The sequence below is a fragment of the Arthrobacter sp. 10N410 genome (assembly GCF_056394945.1).
In genome coordinates, this window is sequence record NZ_JBFTIP010000003.1 from 63,563 (window position 1) to 80,100 (window position 16,538).

16 protein-coding genes are annotated in these 16,538 nt (G+C 69.4%); 6 read left to right on the forward strand and 10 right to left on the reverse strand.

Annotated elements, in window-relative coordinates; translation table 11 throughout:
• The first annotated feature begins 115 nt into the window (after nucleotides 1-115).
• Together AC1DB8_RS08090 and AC1DB8_RS08095 are read left to right on the forward strand one after the other, a co-directional pair.
• Nucleotides 116-787, forward strand: a complete 672-nt coding sequence (locus AC1DB8_RS08090) for a potassium channel family protein (protein WP_441418825.1) — start codon at nucleotides 116-118, stop codon at nucleotides 785-787.
• On the forward strand, nucleotides 788-1,558 hold the full coding sequence (locus AC1DB8_RS08095) for a potassium channel family protein (RefSeq protein WP_441418826.1): 771 nt from the start codon (nucleotides 788-790) through the stop codon (nucleotides 1,556-1,558).
• Between the two features lie 61 nt (nucleotides 1,559-1,619).
• Here the strand turns inward: AC1DB8_RS08095 and AC1DB8_RS08100 are convergent, their stop codons facing one another.
• The 4 genes from AC1DB8_RS08100 to dut form a co-directional block, all read right to left on the reverse strand.
• Nucleotides 1,620-2,324 (reverse strand): DUF3159 domain-containing protein, encoded by a 705-nt coding sequence (locus tag AC1DB8_RS08100; RefSeq protein WP_441418827.1) that lies wholly within the window; start codon nucleotides 2,322-2,324, stop codon nucleotides 1,620-1,622.
• A complete protein-coding gene (locus tag AC1DB8_RS08105) occupies nucleotides 2,321-2,728 on the reverse strand; it encodes a hypothetical protein (RefSeq protein ID WP_476892721.1) in 408 nt (135 codons plus the stop codon). Before AC1DB8_RS08105 ends, AC1DB8_RS08100 begins: the two co-directional genes overlap by 4 nt.
• The gene (locus AC1DB8_RS08110; protein ID WP_476892722.1) at nucleotides 2,721-3,437 is read right to left on the reverse strand and encodes a DUF3710 domain-containing protein; all 717 of its coding nucleotides are present in this window, start codon (nucleotides 3,435-3,437) and stop codon (nucleotides 2,721-2,723) included. Before AC1DB8_RS08110 ends, AC1DB8_RS08105 begins: the two co-directional genes overlap by 8 nt.
• Before the next feature lie 79 nt (nucleotides 3,438-3,516).
• Nucleotides 3,517-4,047, reverse strand: coding sequence for a dUTP diphosphatase (gene dut / locus AC1DB8_RS08115; RefSeq protein ID WP_476892723.1), 531 nt, complete (start codon nucleotides 4,045-4,047; stop codon nucleotides 3,517-3,519).
• Nucleotides 4,048-4,167: 120 nt separating this feature from the next.
• Here dut and AC1DB8_RS08120 point away from each other — a divergent pair, with 120 nt between their 5' ends.
• Nucleotides 4,168-4,653 carry a DUF3093 domain-containing protein gene (locus tag AC1DB8_RS08120; RefSeq protein ID WP_476892724.1) on the forward strand — a complete coding sequence of 162 codons (486 nt, stop codon included), beginning with the start codon at nucleotides 4,168-4,170 and terminating at the stop codon, nucleotides 4,651-4,653.
• A gap of 57 nt (nucleotides 4,654-4,710) precedes the next feature.
• Here the strand turns inward: AC1DB8_RS08120 and AC1DB8_RS08125 are convergent, their stop codons facing one another.
• Nucleotides 4,711-5,010 carry a DUF4193 domain-containing protein gene (locus tag AC1DB8_RS08125; RefSeq protein ID WP_138769577.1) on the reverse strand — a complete coding sequence of 100 codons (300 nt, stop codon included), beginning with the start codon at nucleotides 5,008-5,010 and terminating at the stop codon, nucleotides 4,711-4,713.
• A 324-nt stretch (nucleotides 5,011-5,334) separates the two neighbouring features.
• Here AC1DB8_RS08125 and sepH point away from each other — a divergent pair, with 324 nt between their 5' ends.
• Entirely contained in the window at nucleotides 5,335-6,741 is a 1,407-nt protein-coding gene (sepH, locus tag AC1DB8_RS08130; protein ID WP_476892725.1) for a septation protein SepH, read from the forward strand.
• A 25-nt stretch (nucleotides 6,742-6,766) separates the two neighbouring features.
• Here the strand turns inward: sepH and AC1DB8_RS08135 are convergent, their stop codons facing one another.
• From AC1DB8_RS08135 to AC1DB8_RS08145, 3 genes are all read right to left on the reverse strand, one after another.
• Nucleotides 6,767-7,972 carry an alkaline phosphatase family protein gene (locus tag AC1DB8_RS08135; protein WP_476893022.1) on the reverse strand — a complete coding sequence of 402 codons (1,206 nt, stop codon included), beginning with the start codon at nucleotides 7,970-7,972 and terminating at the stop codon, nucleotides 6,767-6,769.
• A gap of 79 nt (nucleotides 7,973-8,051) precedes the next feature.
• On the reverse strand, nucleotides 8,052-8,795 hold the full coding sequence (locus AC1DB8_RS08140; RefSeq protein ID WP_476892726.1) for a DUF5998 family protein: 744 nt from the start codon (nucleotides 8,793-8,795) through the stop codon (nucleotides 8,052-8,054).
• A 33-nt stretch (nucleotides 8,796-8,828) separates the two neighbouring features.
• Nucleotides 8,829-11,576 carry a bifunctional acetate--CoA ligase family protein/GNAT family N-acetyltransferase gene (locus tag AC1DB8_RS08145; RefSeq protein ID WP_476892727.1) on the reverse strand — a complete coding sequence of 916 codons (2,748 nt, stop codon included), beginning with the start codon at nucleotides 11,574-11,576 and terminating at the stop codon, nucleotides 8,829-8,831.
• Between the two features lie 110 nt (nucleotides 11,577-11,686).
• Here AC1DB8_RS08145 and AC1DB8_RS08150 point away from each other — a divergent pair, with 110 nt between their 5' ends.
• Entirely contained in the window at nucleotides 11,687-14,209 is a 2,523-nt protein-coding gene (locus AC1DB8_RS08150) for a DNA gyrase/topoisomerase IV subunit A (RefSeq protein ID WP_476892728.1), read from the forward strand.
• A 328-nt stretch (nucleotides 14,210-14,537) separates the two neighbouring features.
• On the opposite strand, the gene AC1DB8_RS08155 is transcribed toward AC1DB8_RS08150, so the two are convergent.
• A complete protein-coding gene (locus AC1DB8_RS08155) occupies nucleotides 14,538-14,921 on the reverse strand; it encodes a VOC family protein (protein ID WP_441418836.1) in 384 nt (127 codons plus the stop codon).
• 64 nt (nucleotides 14,922-14,985) lie between these two features.
• Here AC1DB8_RS08155 and AC1DB8_RS08160 point away from each other — a divergent pair, with 64 nt between their 5' ends.
• Nucleotides 14,986-15,504 carry a DinB family protein gene (locus AC1DB8_RS08160; protein ID WP_441418837.1) on the forward strand — a complete coding sequence of 173 codons (519 nt, stop codon included), beginning with the start codon at nucleotides 14,986-14,988 and terminating at the stop codon, nucleotides 15,502-15,504.
• 29 nt (nucleotides 15,505-15,533) lie between these two features.
• Here the strand turns inward: AC1DB8_RS08160 and AC1DB8_RS08165 are convergent, their stop codons facing one another.
• A complete protein-coding gene (locus AC1DB8_RS08165; RefSeq protein ID WP_476892729.1) occupies nucleotides 15,534-16,523 on the reverse strand; it encodes a GNAT family N-acetyltransferase in 990 nt (329 codons plus the stop codon).
• Between the last annotated feature and the right edge of the window lie 15 nt (nucleotides 16,524-16,538).

Below are 16,538 nucleotides of genomic sequence, written 5' to 3' on the forward strand. Positions count from 1 at the left end.
GCGAAGCCTGCCTGCGGGCAGGCGCCCGGCCGCACCGCCGTCGGACCGGCTCCGGGGCCCCGGTGGCCGGTAGAGTTTTACGCAGCAACAGACACAGAAGCTTGAGGAGGCACGTGTGGCGCACTTCGTGATCATGGGTTGTGGCCGTGTCGGGGCAACCCTGGCGCACACACTGGAGGACGCCGGCCATTCGGTCGCGATCATCGACCAGGACGACCGTGCGTTCCGCCGGCTCCGGACCGGTTTCTCCGGCCGCAAGGTCACCGGCGTCGGCTTTGACCGGGAAACCCTCAAGCAGGCCGGGGTCGAGGAGGCCTACGCCTTCGCTGCCGTGTCCAGCGGCGACAACTCCAACATCCTGGCCACCCGGGTGGCCCGCGAGACGTTCCACGTTCCGCACGTCGTGGCGCGGATCTACGATCCGGGCCGCGCGGAGATCTACCAGCGCCTCGGCATCCCCACGGTCGCGGCGGTGCGCTGGAGCGCGGACCAGGTGCTCCGGCGGATCCTTCCGGAACAGCACCTCGCCGGTGATTTCCGCGACCCCTCCGGCCGGCTGGTGCTGGCCGAGGTGGACGTGGACTCCGGCTGGATCGGCCACCCGGTGTCCGCGCTTGAAAAGGCCGCCGACATCCGCGTCGCCTACCTCACGCGCTTCGGCGAGGGTATCCTCCCCGGGCCCGGAACCTCGTACCAGGACGGCGACACGGTCCACGCCATGCTCAGCGTGGACCGCACCTCCGAGGTCGCCCACATTCTTGCCAAGTCCCCCGCCAAGGAGTCCTAAGTGAAAGTTGTCATCGTCGGGGCGGGCAGCGTCGGTTCCTCGATCGCCCGTGAATTGCTGGCCCACAAACACGAGATCCTGCTGATCGACCTCAAGCCCGAGGTGATCGGCCGCAGCGGGCTGCGCGGCGCGCACTGGCTGGTCGGCGATGCCTGCGAGCTCAGCACCCTCAAGGACGCCCGGCTGGAGGACGCCGACGTCGTGGTCTCCGCGACGGGCGACGACAAGGTGAACCTTGTGGTCTCGCTGCTGGCCAAGACCGAGTTCGGTGTGGGACGGACCGTCGGCCGGGTGAACAACCCGAAGAACGACTGGATGTTCGATGATTCCTGGGGCGTCGACGTCGCGGTGAACACCCCGCAGCTGATGACAGCCCTCGTGGAAGAGGCCGTGGAGATCGGCGACCTGGTCCGCCTGCTCACCCTGCAGACCGGGGTGTCCTCGCTGGTGGAGTTCACGGTGCCGCATGATTCGCACGTGATTGGCCTGACCGTGGGCGACATCGACTGGCCGGAGGATGCGACCCTGGTGGCGATCCTGCGCGACCAGGCGCCCATCACGCCGAGCCGGGACGACGTGATCGACGGCGGCGACGAGCTGTTCTTCGTCACCACCATCGTTGCCGAGGACGGGCTGCGGGCCCTGCTCTCGGCCCCGGAGTCCGAGGTCGAGTCAGCCGGTGAACCTTCGAGCGCCGGCCAGCACCCGGTCAACGCGGACCTGCATGGCCGCGAGACCCAGCCCGCCGGCGACGACGGCTTCGACGGCTGAACCGCCCAACTGGCTCGCAGTTGTTGTCGTTTTGACCGCTCAAAACGACAACAACTGCGGGTTAGTCGGCTTCGCTCGGCTGGTCAGCCGGGGCCGGCGCGGGACGGGTGAGCAGCCAGGCGACCCACATGCCCAGGATGTACAGCGGCGCGCCCATGATGAGCCTGGTGGTGGCGAGGCCTGCGAGGCCCTGCTCCCCCATTAGGTACAGCGGGACCTGCACGATCAGGCGCAGGGCCAGGACCGAAATGATCACCCAGGTGCCGATCCGGTAGGCCTTCACCCGGGCCGGATGCTTGCGCCAGTCCAGGCCCTCGTTCCGGATGAAACCGAACAGCAGCCCGGCGAAGGGCCAGCGCACCGCGATGGAGATCGACATCGCAAGGATGTAGCCGAGGTTGGTGAAGAAGCCCAGGACGTAGAAGTCCTCGGCCTTGCCGGTCGAGTTCGCGAGCCAGGCTGATAGCCCGACGCCGACAATGCCGGCCAGCGCCTGCGTCAGCGGCTTGCGCTGGATCAGCCGGGCGACGGTAAACGCCGCGGCCACCGCCAGCGCGGCGATCAGGGCCAGCGGAAGTTCACGGGTCACGGTGAAGGCGATCAGGAACACCAGCCCCGGAAGGATGCTTTCGGCGATGCCCTGGACACCGCCGGCGCTCTTGAGCACGTCGATGTTGCCGTTGCTGGTGCGGTGCAGTCCCGCCTTCGCCGCGTAGCCTTCGGCGAGCTGGGCCACCGAGGGCTGCTGGTCTTCGGGCGTGCTCATTGTTCCTCCAGGCGGGAAAGTATTTCGTAGCGCGGATTAAACATGGTGGGCAGCCCGTCCCGGACAGTGACCATGCCCTCGAGCCGTAGCTCCAGGCCGGCCTTCACGCCGGGGATGCGGCGCCGTCCCAGCCAGATCACGCGGAGCCGGTCGGCGGCCGCGGCAGGCCGCTTGCGCCGGACGCCGGGCTGGCCGGCTTGGGCGGCCTGGACCCCAGAAGCGGCCGGCCGCGCCTTGGCCGGCGGGGCGTCATGGTCGGTGACGATGGCTGTGAAAGCTGCCACCTCGCTGGCCGGGGCATAGGTCACGGATTCAATGAAGCCGCGGCACAGCACACGTCCGCGCTCGGGCAGCCCCCGCACGGGGACGGCTGCGGCAGCTTTCTTGCCGGCGGCATCAACCAATCTGGGTAATCTCCGGTCCGCGCTCGGGTTGCTCGAACTCCGGGGCACCCTGCGGTGCCGCGACGCCGGAGTCCCGGGGAAGGCGGAGCTGAAGCAGCTCGCGCGGCGGCATGGGGCTCTCGCCCCGCACCACGACGATCTGGCGGAACAGTTCCTCGAGTCCGGCGGCGGCGTCGCGGTCCAGTGCGGCGTCTCCGCCGAGGACACCGCGGAGGAACCAGCGGGGGCCGTCGACGCCGATGAACCGAGCCACCCGATAGCCCTCGCTGCCGTCGCCGGCCGGCAGCTTGGCGACGAGCTCGATGCCGAAGTGGCCCTCAATCTCCTCAACCTGGCCGCCCTGGCTGCCCACGGACTGGCCGATCTGCTCACGGATTTCGTCCCAGAGGCCTTCGGAGCGGGGCGCGGCGAAGGCCTGCAGCTGCAGGCTCGAACCTTCCAGGTCCATGGTGACGGCCACGACGCGCTGGGTGGCTTCCTCGACCTCAAGGCGGAGCTGCAGCCCTTCGCGCGGGGCAATCAACAGGGCGCCGAGGTCGACGTAGCCGTCCTGGTTGTCGATGTCCGCGACGTCATGGGGACCGGCGCTCCGCAGGGCGCCAGCCGTGCCCTCGGCGGGCGCGCCGGCGTCAACAGCTGCGTCCTCCCGGGTGTCGCCGGTGTCCGTCAACTGCTCCTGCTTGGCTTTCCTGCCACGCCCAAAAACCATGGTGTTGTCTCCTTAGTTGTGATCCTGTGCCAGGCGCTCGGCCTCGGGACAGGGAACAGATGCGTCAAACGGGCGGGGCTCAGGCCCCGGGGGCGCCGAAACCGCCGGTGGAGCCGAAGCCGCCGGCGCCGCGGACCGAATCGCTGAGCTCCTGGACGGGCACGAACTCCGCGTACTCCACGCGCTGGATGACCATTTGTGCAATTCTATCGCCGCGGCGCAGTTCAATCGCCTCGTCGCGGTCAGTATTCAGCAGAGTCACGGCAATCTCCCCGCGGTAGCCCGCGTCCACCGTGCCGGGTGCGTTCACCACGGTCAGGCCGTGCTTGGTGGCCAGGCCGGAACGGGGGTGGATCAAGGCGACAAAGCCGTCAGGAAGCGCGATGGACACCCCGGTGGGCACCAGCCGCCGCTCCCCCGGCCCGAGCACAACGTCCTCGCGGGCACGCAGGTCCGCGCCGGCGTCGCCCGGGTGGGCGTACGACGGCGGCTGCAGGCCGTCGTCGAGCATCTTCAGCTGCACCGTCAGGGTGGGGGCTCCGTAGGCCGGAAGGCCGCTGGCCGAGGGGTCTGCCGCCGGGGTATTCACGGCAGTGGTTTCTTCAGTCACAGTTCCCCACTGTAACGCCCGCGGGGAGGATAGACCTACCGCGCCGCCGCCCCCGGTGTCCGCGGGCGGCGGCCTGGCGGCCAAGGTGAAATGGCCCGGGAAAAGTGGAAAGCTGGGCTCATGCCCGAATCCAGCGCAGCCATGCCGGCCTCCAACAGCACCCCCAACGACGCCACCGTCCTGTTCAGCGAAAAGCTTTGGCCGAATTTCTGGATCTGGCTGGTGGCTGCCGGGCTGGCCGCGGCCGGCATCCTGGTGTTCGCGCCGATCAGTATGGCCGCCGGCATCACCGCCGCCGTCGTGCTCTTCACGATCCTGGCGGTGTTGCTGATCGTGTCCACGCCGTCCATCACGGTGACGGCCGCAACGCTGCGCGTGGGCCGGGCGACGATTGAACGCCGTTTCGTCGGCGAGGCCACGGCCTTCCGCGGCGCGGAGGCGACGGCGGAGCGCGGCACCCGGCTCAACGGCCTCGCCTTCATGTGCATCCGCGGCTGGATCGACCCGGTGGTCCGCATCGAGATCACCGACCCCTCGGACCGCACCCCGTATTGGCTGGCGTCCACGCGGCACCCCGACGAGCTCGTCACGGCGCTGTCGCGCTAACAACCCCGGCTAACAACGGCCCGGGCCGGTCCCAGGCCGGCAGGAGGGCGGCGGCCCTTAGCCCTCGCAGTCCTTGCAGTACTTCAGGCCGTCCTTTTCGCGGGCGATCTGCGAACGGTGGCGGACCAGGAAGCAGGAGGCACAGGTGAATTCGTCTGCTTGGGCGGGCAGCACCCGGACCAGCAGCTCCTCGCCGGAAAGGTCGGCGCCCGGGAGTTCGTAGCCTTCGGCGAGGTCGGTTTCGTCTTCATCGACCACCGCGGAAGGCTTGTCCGTACGCCGCGACTTCAGTTCCTCGATGGAGTCCTCGTTGAGGTCTTCCTCAGTCTTGCGCGGCGCATCGTAGTCTGTCGCCATTAGTTGTTGCTCACACTCCGCATTCGTTGGGTTGGTCCGCCTCCGCCGCACCGGCGGGGCTGGTAGCCCCCGCCCCGGTCCGGGTTCGGTTCACCGATGTCAACGCCGGACAATCGCTTTTTGTGCCCGATGTCGGGTCATTTTTGCCCAAACCCCTGCCGAGCGCCAGAGGCCAGTGGTCCGGCGGCGGCGGCGTCCGCTCCGGACGGCCCCCATCCGGCGGAAAGTCGCGGAAAATCACGGCGCGCCCTCCCTCCTAACCCGAATTGGGACCCAACGGTGGCAGAGTTTCGAATGTTAGTAATGCCAGGGTGGAGGATTTGTATGCAGGATCTACGGCTTGTAGGCGTCCACGACGACGGGGAGCATCTCCTGTTGAGTGGCACCGGCGGCGCGATGTTCCAGCTGCCGATCGATGAGGCTCTTCGGGCGGCTGCGAGCCGGACGCCGGCGAGGGCTGCTTCCGGCGGGGGCGCGGAGCCCATTGCCATGTCCCCCCGCGATATCCAGGCCAGGATCCGCAGCGGTGCGACCGCCGCGGAGGTGGCCGCTCTTTCCGGCATTCCGCTGGCCAAGGTGCAGCGGTACGAGGGCCCCGTGCTGGCCGAACGCGAGTACGTCGCCCAGCAGGCACGCAAAATCGAAGTGGCCTCCCCTTCCGCGGGTCACGACAGCTACCGCTCCTTCTTCGGCGACCAGCCAGCGACCTTGGACGACATGGTCATGCACCGGCTGCGGGCCCATGGAATCGAGCCTTCAACGGTGGAATGGGACTCCTGGCGACGCCCGGACGGCAGCTGGAACGTGGTGGCCCGTTTCGATGCACAGCCCGGCGCCCACGCCGCGATCGGTGAAGAGCCGCCGGCCATGTGGACGTTCAGCCCGGCGCGCAAGTCGTTGCAGAACGCCAACCGCTGGGCCCAGCAGCTCAGCGAACTCGAGCCGATGGACGGCCCTATCCCGGCCCGCCGCCTCTCGGCGGTTTCGGACCGGCCCTTTGATTTCGAGACCGATGCGGAAGCCGCGGCACGCAGTGCCACGGCGCAGCTCAGCATCGTTCAGCAGCACGGAGTTCAGCAGGAGAAGGACGCCGACGGGCTGCTGGACATGCTCCGTTCCCGCCGCGGGCAGCGCCTCGGCCTGGATGAAGACGCCGACGACGCCCTGGCGCTGCTGCTGACAAACGGTGTTCCCGCCGCCCACCCGCGGCCGTCCGAGGTTCCGTCGCTGAACGAGACCGAAGACGACGTGGTGGAGGTTGAGGCGCCACGGGAGGACGAGCCGGCAGAGGAAGCAACCCCGCCCGTGGCGTCAGCCGAACCGCATTCGATTCCCAACCCCGACGCCCTGACCCGACGCCGGGACGCCCGGCCGTCCATGCTCTCCCGCTTGAGCCTGGCGCCACGGCACCAGGACAATAGCGAAGACGACGCGCTGAAGCTTCACGACGGGGTCAGCACCGAGACCCGCGAGATCACCATCGCGGCCTCGCAGCTGCGCCCGGTACGCACCGGTCCCACGTCCAGCCCCGGACTGGATGAGCTCCTGGGCGGCGGACCGTCCCGGCGGGCGCAGAACGAGTCATCAGCGGCATCCCGCAGCGAAGCCTCCAGGAACGAAGCCTCCCGGAACGAACGTGAGCCCGAAACGCCGGAGCGCCAGCCCTCCAAGCCCAAGCGCTCCAGTGTGCCCAGCTGGGACGAAATCGTCTTCGGCACCCGCAGCGACTAGGGTCTCCGCCCCGCCAGGGACCAAATCAGCGGCGCGGAGCTTTGTTGGCGGCCTTCCCGGCGGCCTTGGGCCCACCCGGCTTTCCTTCCGCGGCGAAGCACAGCAGCGGTATTTCGCGCTCCGCTTTGGTCAGCGAGCCGTGCTGCCCCACCACCTCCAGCGCCCTGGCCTGGACCCTGCGGGTGTCGTAGAACGCCAGCGCGTCGCGGGCAGCGATCATGATGTCGCCGATCCGCGGCCCGACCGGGCCCCGGACCTCGCCGAAGAGTCCTGCAGCCACGGCCTCTTCCCGGGTGAAGGCCCAGATCCGGTCACCGAAACGGGCCTGCCAGGCCTCCAGTAGCCGCAGCCGGCCGGCGTCGCCGGCTCCATCCTCCAGGTAGAGGTGGACCATGCGCGGCTCCCCAGCCGTGTGCCGGACGCCTGCGATGAGGTCCGGCTCGGCGGAGTAGTCGATCCGCTGCGATTCCGGCACGTCGAGCATCCCGTGGTCACCGGTGACCAGTACGGTGGTGCCGGCGGGGAGGGTGGCATTGAGCCGGCGGACGGTCGCGTCGAGCTCTTCGAGCTGGTGTTCCCACTGCGGCGACTGGCAGCCGTAACGGTGCCCTGCCTTGTCCAGTTCGTGGACGTAGAAGTACATCAGCGAGCTGTCCGCCCCGGCCATGGCTTCCGCCGCGGCCGCGGTCCGGGCGTGCGAGGTGGTTCCGGCCAGGAAGCGTCCGCCCCGCAGCGCGGCCTGGGTCATGGCGGAGTCGCTGAACCGCGGCAGGGCGACAGTGCTCACGTCGACGTGCCCGGCGGCCCGCTCGAACACGGTGGGCAGGGGCTGCCAGAGCTGAGGGTCGACGCCGTCGTCCCAGTTGCCCAGCATGTTGACCACCCGGTCCTGGTCCGGGTCCAGCACGTCGTAGCCGACCATCCCATGCTGCCCGGCGGGCAGCCCGGTCCCGAAACTGGCCAGCGACGCGGCCGTGGTGGAGGGGAAGGCCGCATCGAGCCACACCGGCACGGCTCCCTGGCCGGCCTGCAGCACCGAGCGCAGGAACGGGGTGTGGGCGATCTTCTGCTTGAGCAGCTGCCGGCCGAGGCCATCGGCCAGGACGACGCAGACGTGCTTTGCCGAAGGGAGGTTCAGCCGGTTCTGGAAACCGGGGACGCCGAGGCTGGCCGCGGCGCTGCTGAGCACCTCCGCGATGGAACGTTCCCCATAGGCCGGGGGCGCGGGCATCCCGGCGGGGCCGCCGGGAGCACGGACGGACGCCTGCGGCGAAGGCAGCGGGGACCCGGAGGCGCGGACCGGCACCATCTCAGCGCTGGTGGCCGCGGCTGAGGCGGTTTCCGAAGACGCCGGTACGGGGGCGCGGCGGAAGCGTGGGGACACCGTGCGGCGCGGGGGCCGTGGAGCCGGTGTTCACGGCCCGGAGTGCGCGGGCGAAGAGCTTCGCGTCCTGCACGGCCTGCAGGCCGTCGGCTTCGGCGCTGATCCGCAGCACGATGTCCTCCTGCGCGATCGTGCCGCTGTAGCCGTGGTCGGCTTCGCACTGCGGGTCACCGCAGCTGGCGGGGCCCATGTCGAGGCGCTGGCCGCCGGACCAGGCGATCGAGAGGGTCAGCTCACGGACCGGGTCCGAGGGCTTGTAGTCCTGCGGCTGTGCGTAGACGTAGCTGAGCACCACCGAGCGGATCTGCGTGACGGGGACGGACTCGGTGGAAACCTGGGCGACGATTTGCTCGCCGGCCTCGTCGAGCTGCTGGTCGTCCACATGGGTGATCACCAGCATGTCCTCGGTCAGCACGAGCACGGTGATGTGCCGGCGCACTTCGGCACGGTCAAAGTGGGTCTCGAGGTGGACCAGGTGGGCCACGCAGTCGCGGCCGTCCAGGGCGTCGGCGACGACGTCGGCGACCAGGCGGGGGTAGAAGCCTGCCTGCTGGAGGGCGCCGTCCAGGCTTTGGCCCTGCGCGCTGTGGTCGTGCAGGCCATGGTGCGGGGAGCCGTGGCGGCCGGAGACGGACGCCTGGGGCTGGGATGCTGGAGGCTGGGAACTCATGGCTCCCATTTTCACAGATCGGCTGGGGACATGCTAACTGCGCATGGCCCGCCTGGCCGTGTCCGTGCGCTGGGCGGCGTTGGCAATCCGGACGTCGGCGGCCAGGATCACGGCGCCGTCGGGTCCTGCCAGCACCGGGTTGAACTCCACCAGGGCGATCTCGGGGTGGTTGTCCTTGAGCCTGGTCAGCCGGGCCGCCAGGTCCTCGAGCGCGGCAGCGTCGACGGCGGGCAGGCCCTGGTAGCCGAAGAGTTTGCGCGACGCGCGGGGCGCGCGGATGAAGTCGTGCACGTCGGAGCCGGAGAGCGGCGGCACCCGGTGGGCCCAGTCATCGAGGAGGTTCACGGCGTCGCCGGCCAGCCCGAAGGACACCACCGGGCCCAGCAGCGGGTCCTCGATGGCGCGGAAGGTGCAGGCTTGCCCCACCGGGGCCATCGACTGGACCTCGAGGGACGGTGAGCCGTAGCGCTGCAGCGACTTGCGCATCTGGGCGATGTTGCGGCGCAGCGAGTCGGCGTCCTGGATGTCCAGGCGTACCCCGCCAAGGTCGAGGCGGTGCCGCAGCGCCGGGTCCGTGGTCTTCAGCGCCACCGGCCAGCCGAGCCGCTCCGCCGCGGCGACGGCGTCGTCTTCCGACTCGAAGCCCTCCGAGGGCAGCACCCGGATGCCGTAGCGGCCCAGCAGCTTCGCGGCGGACGGAGGGTCCAACCGGACCAGCTGCTCGCCACTCACGGGCCGGAGCAGCTCCTCCAGGTCCTCGTGGGCGCCCTCCGGGTCGCAGCCTTCGGGCTCCACAAACAGCCCTTGGTCGCGGACCACCCAGTGGGCGTAGCGCACCACCGCGGCGAGGGCGGCGACGGCGGCCCCGGGGTTGGAGTAGCAGGGCACCCCGGCGGCCGGTTCCGCAGCTGTGGCTTCCGCGGCGGCTCCCGCGGCCGCGGATTTCGCGCCGGCTTCGGCGGGAGCGCCGACCATGCCCTCGACGTAGATGGACGGGTCAAGAAGGCCGGTGAACGCGGCAACCACAGGCTTCCCTGCGGCCGCCGAGCACTCGGCCAGCACCGCGCCGATCTTTTCGACGGTCAGCCCCCGGGCCGGCAACAGCGCGACCACGACGGCGTGCACCGAGTCGACGGTCAGGGTCTCCTGCAGGCTGCGGCGTAGTGCCGGCAGCGACCGGGACATGCCGGCGTCCAGGTCGACGTCGGCCACGATGCGCTCCACGCCGAGACCGGCCGCGGTGGCCCGGTCGGCCACCACCTTGCCGAGCGCGCTTGAGTTGCTGAACACGGCCACGCCGGGCCCCTTCGGCAGCGGCTGGCTGGAGACGATCTGGGCGACGTCCATCAGCTCTTCAATGGTCTCCACCCGGATCACGCCCGCCTGCCGCATCATGGCGTCCAGGGCCTCGGGCGGCGCCTGCGTGGTGCGCACGGCGTGGCCGGGAGGCAGGTTCAGGCCCATCGCATCGGACTTGGCCACGATCACCGGCTTGGTCCGCGCGAGCCGCCGGGCCAGGCGGGAGAACTTGCGCGGGTTGCCGATCGATTCGAGGTAGAGCCCGACGGCGGTGGTGTCGGCGTCGTCCTCCCAGAACTGCATCATGTCGTTGCCGGACACGTCGGCGCGGTTCCCGGCGGAGAGGAAGGTGGAGATGCCCACCCGGCGGCGGCTGGAGGCGGCGTAGAGCGAGACGCCGATCGCCGCGGACTGGCTGAACAGGCCGAGGCCGCCGCGGCGCGCCAGCGAGGGAGCCATCGAAGCGTTGAGGGACACGGCGGGGTTGGTGTTGACGATGCCCAGCGAGGCCGGGCCGATCACGCGCATGCCGTTGGCGCGGGCCTGGCGGACCAGGTCGCGCTGCCGGGCGAGGCCGCGTTCGCCGTCGTCCGCGTAGCCGGCGGTGGCCACCACGATCCCCTTGACCCCGGCTTCCCCGCACTCCTGGACCACCTTGGGCACCTCGTCATACGGGACCGCGATGATGGCGAGCTTGACCGGTCCGGGGACCTCGGAGAGCTTGGCGAAGGAGAGCATGCCGGCCAGTTCCAGGGCCTCGGGGTTGATCGCGTAGACCGGGCCGGTGAAGCCGCCCTCGATGATGTGTTCCAGCAGCTGGTAGCCGACGGTGCCCCATTTGCGGCTGGCACCGATGACGGCCACCGAGGACGGGGCGAGCAGTTCCTGGATGCTGCGGGCCTCGGCGCGGTGTTCGCGGGACTCCATCACGGCCCGGGACTTGTCCGTGGGGTCGATGTTGAACTCGAGGCTCACGACGCCGTCGTCGAAGTGCCGTTTGACGTCGTAACCGGCGTCGGAGAAGACCATCAGCATCTTGCGGTTCTCCGGCAGCACCTCGGCGCTGAACTTGCGGATGCCGTTTTCGCGGGCCGCGGCGGCGAGGTGTTCGAGCAGGATGGAGCCGATCCCGCGGCCCTGGTGCGCGTCGGCGATGTTGAACGCCACCTCCGCCTCTTCCGGGTCGTCGAGCCGGTCGTAGCGGCCGATGCCCATGATTTCGCCGCCGATGGTGATCACCAGGGCCACCCGGTCCTTGTAGTCGACCTCGGTGAAGCGCTTGAGTTCCTTGGCGGACAGCTTGGACTTGAAGGCGAAGAAGCGCATGTAGATCGACTTCTGCGACTGGCCCACATGGAAGGCCTGCACCGCGTCGGAGTCGGCGGGGTGGATGGGGCGCAGGTGCGCTGTCCCGCCGTCGCGCAGCACGACATCGGCTTCCCAATGTTCCGGATATACGCCGTCCGCGGGCTGATCCACCATAGGCTTAGCCTAGCCATAAACTTGAGCTGCCCGCCGTCATCGCGCCTCAACAGCCACGCAAGTCCAACGCACCATCAACTGAGTAACCCGTAGAAGGACCCACCAGCCTCATGGCACGCCGCCAAACCACGCCCCCGGCAGGGGAATCCCCGGACTTCATCGAGAACATCGTCGACATCGACGTCACTTCCGAAATGGAAGGCTCGTTCCTGGAGTACGCCTATTCGGTCATCTACTCCCGGGCCCTGCCCGACGCCCGCGACGGCCTCAAACCCGTGCAGCGGCGCATCCTGTACATGATGAGCGAGATGGGCCTGCGCCCCGACCGCGGACACGTCAAGAGCGCCCGCGTGGTAGGCGAAGTGATGGGCAAGCTGCACCCGCACGGCGACACCGCGATCTACGACGCCATGGTTCGGATGGCGCAGGACTTCTCCCTGCGGCTGCCCCTGATCGACGGCCACGGCAACTTCGGCTCGCTCGACGACGGCCCGGCCGCCCCGCGCTACACCGAGGCCCGGCTGGCGGCGGCGGCGCTGACCATGACGGACCACCTCGACGAAGACGTGGTGGACTTCGTCCCGAACTACGACAACCAGCTCACCCAGCCCGACGTGCTCCCGGCCGCGTTCCCGAACCTTCTGGTCAACGGCGCCACCGGCATCGCCGTCGGCATGGCCACCAACATGGCCCCGCACAACCTGGGTGAAGTGGTGGCGGCGGCGCGGCACCTGATCGCGCATCCGGACGCCTCGCTCGAGGACATCATGAAGTTCGTCCCGGGCCCCGACCTGCCCACCGGCGGCCGGATCGTAGGCCTGGACGGCATCCGCGACGCCTACGCCACCGGCCGCGGCTCCTTCAAGACCCGGGCCAAGGTCGACGTCGAACAGCTCTCGGCGCGCCGCACCGGCCTCGTGGTCACGGAGCTGCCTTACATGGTGGGCCCGGAGAAGGTGATCGAGAAGATCAAGGACGCGGTCAACGGCAAGAAGCTGACCGGCATCAGCGACATCGTGGACCTCACCGACCGCAAGCACGGGCTGCGGCTCGTGATCGAGCTGAAGAACGGCTTCAACCCGAACGCGGTGCTCCAGCAGCTTTACCGCTTCACGCCGATGGAGGATTCCTTCGGCATCAACAACGTCACGCTCGTCGACGGCCAGCCGCAGACCCTGGGCCTGCTGGAGCTGCTCTCCGTCTACGTGAACCACCGCATCAACGTGGTCCGCCGCCGCACTTCCTTCCGCTTGGGCAAGAAGAAGGACCGCCTGCACCTGGTCGAGGGCATGCTCATCGCGATCGTGGACATCGACGAGGTCATCCAGATCATCCGCTCCTCGGACGAGGCCGCCGCGGCCCGCACCCGGCTGATGTCCATCTACGATCTCTCCGAGATCCAGGCCAACTACATCCTGGAGCTGCGGCTCCGTCAGCTGACCAAGTACTCCCGGATCGAGCTGGAGAAGGAACAGGAGGAGCTGCGCCGCGAGATCGCGGAACTCCAGGCCATTCTGGACTCCCCCGAGCTGCTGCGCGGGCTGGTTTCCGACGAGCTCGGCGAACTCGCCGACAAGTACGGCACGCCGCGACGGACCGTGCTGCTCGAATCCGAGGCCGTCTCCCCCACGGTGGCCGCCGCCCTCGCCGCCGCACCCGGCGCCAAGGGCAAGGCCGCGCCGCTGGCCCTGGAGATCGCGGACGACCCCTGCTGGGCCATCCTCACGGCCTCCGGCCAGATCGCCCGCACGGCCAACCAGGACAGCCTCGCCGAGTCGGGCCCGCGGGCCAAGCACGACGTGTTCCGCTCCGTGGTCAAGACCTCCGCTCGCGGCGAGATTGCCGCGGTCACGTCGCAGGGCCGGATGCTGCGGCTCCAGGTGATGGACATGCCGGTGCTGCCGCCCACCTCGGGCACCCCCAACATGGCCGGCGGCGTCCCCGCCAAGGACTTCATCACGCTGCTCAAGGGCGAAACCCTCGTGGCCTTCGCGCCGCTGGATCAGGTCCTTGCGATCGGAACCGCGCAGGGCGTGGTCAAACGCGTCCAGCCGGACTACCCGTTGAACCGCGAGGACTGGGAAGTGATCGCGCTCAAGGACAAGGACACCGTGGTGGGCGTCGAGCCCGCCGCCGCCGACGACGTCGGGCTGGTCTTCGTGACGCGCCAGGCCCAGCTGTTGCACTTCAGCGCCTCCGCGGTCCGGCCGCAGGGCCGCACCGCCGGCGGTATGGCCGGGATCAAGCTGGCTGCCGGTGACCGGGTGCTGCACTTCGGCACGGCGCGCCCAGACGACGACGCCGCCGTGGTGGTCACCATCGCCGGCACCGAGGGCGCGCTGCCGGGCACCGCCCCGGGCGCCGCCAAGGTGACGGCGCTGGCAGAGTACCCGGCCAAGGGCCGCGGCACGGCCGGTGTCCGCGCGCACCGCTTCCTCAAGGGCGAGGACACCCTGCTCCTCGCCTGGGCCGGTCACGGCCCGGCGAAGGCATCCTCGCTGGCCGGGGTGGCCCGCTCGCTTCCGGGCGAGCACGGCCGCCGCGACGGCTCCGGCATTCCGCTGTCCCAGGCCATCGACGCGATCGGTCCGAGCATGGCCTGGGCCCGGGAAGAAGCGGCGCCGGAGGCCTAGACGGGCCGTTAGACCGGGCATCCGGTGCCGTGCGGGGCGGCGCAAGCTTCCAGGTCCACCCATTCGCCACGAACGGCCGCTAACTTGCCCGGCTTAGCGGCCATTCGTGGCAAACGGCCGGGCGCAATCAGTTGCGAACCCGCATTGTGGCGGAGCCCAGACAGCCGAAAACCTCGCCGCCTTCGATGGTCAGCCCGTCGAGCCGGACCAGCGCTTCTGCGCACATGCGGTAAGTCTCCGGGCGCACGCCGGGGTGATCCCAAAGTCTTCGGGCCAGCGGACTCCGGGCCGCCGCCATGAGCGGCCGCCCGGGGTCATCTGGCGGGTCCTACATCCCCGAGTTGATGTTTAGAATGTTGCCTTCGCTGTCCAGGAACCACGCAGCGGTGCTGCCGTCCGGCAGCGTGGCGATGCCGTCTTCGGTCTTCAGGCCCGGGAAGTCGTAGTCCTCGAAGACGACCCCCGCCGCGCGGAGCTCGGCGACGGTGGCCGGCACATCGGGGACCATCCATCCCATCTGGGTATTCTTGGCCGAACCGGCGTTTTGCGTCTGGTACACCAGGAATCTGCTGCCGGCACCGCACGTGTACATCAGGTTGTCCTCGGCGTCCGGGTTATCCGGTTCGAGTCCGAGTTTGTCGCGGTAGAAACCCCGCGCACGGGCGAGGTCCGCGGCCGGCAGGACGGCGCCGACCGGGTGGTCTTTGAGCATGGCTATGTTCCTTTCCAGGCCCTTCCCCCGGAACGCATCCTACTCCTTCGCCTAGACTGCAGACATGCCTATCGTGCCCGATCAAAAAGACTGGACCTGGGTGCTGTCACGGCCGTGCCCCGAGTGCGGTTTCGACATCTCCGCCTGCACCCCCGCCACGGCGCCGGGACGGGTCGCCAGCATGCTGCCGCGCTGGCGCGCCGTGCTGCGGCGCCCGGACGCCGCAGTGCGCCCGGATGAGGACACCTGGTCTCCGTTGGAGTACGCCTGCCACGTCCGGGACGTGTTCACGCTTTTCGACCACCGCCTCGACCTCATGCTCACTGAGGATGACGCGCGCTTCGAGGACTGGGACCAGGACCGGACAGCCGTCGAGCAGGACTACGCCGACTCCGATCCGGCCGAGGTGAGTGCCGCCCTGACGGCCGAGGGCGAGCAGATCGCTGCGTCCTTTGGCCGCGTCCCGGAGCGGGACTGGGACCGCAAAGGCACCCGCAGCAACGGCTCGGAGTTCACGGTCCTGACGTTCGCACAGTACTTCCTGCACGACGTCGTGCACCACCTCCACGATGTGGATGGATAGCGCTTGGGCGGCTAGCGCAGCGTGAACGCCTACAGCTCCTTGTCCCAGGCCATGCTGCGGTTGACCGCGACGTACCCCATCTTCGTGTAGAGCGCCAGTGCCCCGGTGGGGTTCTCCGCGTCGACATCGAGCGAGGCCTTGTCCATTCCTGCTGCGGCGAAGCGGCGCATGGCATCAGCCAGCAGGGCTTGGGCAATCCCCCGGCCCCGGAACTCCGGGCGCACCCCAAGCAGGTCCGTGTAGCCCTCCTTGAAGCCCCGGTCCGCGGCGCTGTCGGCGTCATGGCTGGCGATCTGGTAGCCGGCCACGCGGCCGCTGGCCGTCTCGACGACGACGCCGCTCAGGTCCGGCCGCGCCTGCGGATCGTTCACCACGAATCCCCAGGCTTCCTCGTCGCGGGGTTCGCTGCCCCAGTGGTCCCGGAAGGCCTCGTTGTGGGCCAGCCGGACGGCCTCATGCAGGCCGGGCCCGAAGTCCACGAGTTCCAGCCCGTCGTCGAGGTCCGGCTCCGGGAAGTCCGCATCCAGCGGCCGGTGCATCTCGTTGTAGTAGCGGACAATTCGGTAGCCGCGGCCCTCGAAGAGTGATGCCTGATGGATGTGCTGTTGTTCCATGTAGAGGCGCAGCCTCGGGCCGGCGGCGCCGGCATCCTCGGCGAACCGCTGCAGCGTTCGGGACTCCAGCCAGGCCAGCAGCCCGGTTCCGATCCCTTTGCCCTGCCACTCGGGGTCCACGCAGCCGAAGCCGACGGCCTTGTCTCCGGCCGGGTTTTTCGTCAGCCTGGCATAGGCCCGCGCAACTCCCCGGCTGTCGAAGCCGAGAATGCTGTTCGCGGGCACGGGGTTTGTCCGGGATTCCAGGATCTGCGCCAGGTCCTCGCGCCGCTCAAACCAGACGGGCCGCTCGACGGCCGCAGTACGGGCAATCAGGGCGGCCCAGTCGTCCAGCTCCGCGGCGCCGGCCGGCCGCCACGAAAGTCGGGGATCCAGGCTGGTCTGCGGGTCGGTGCGTCCGGTCATGGCTACAGGCTAACG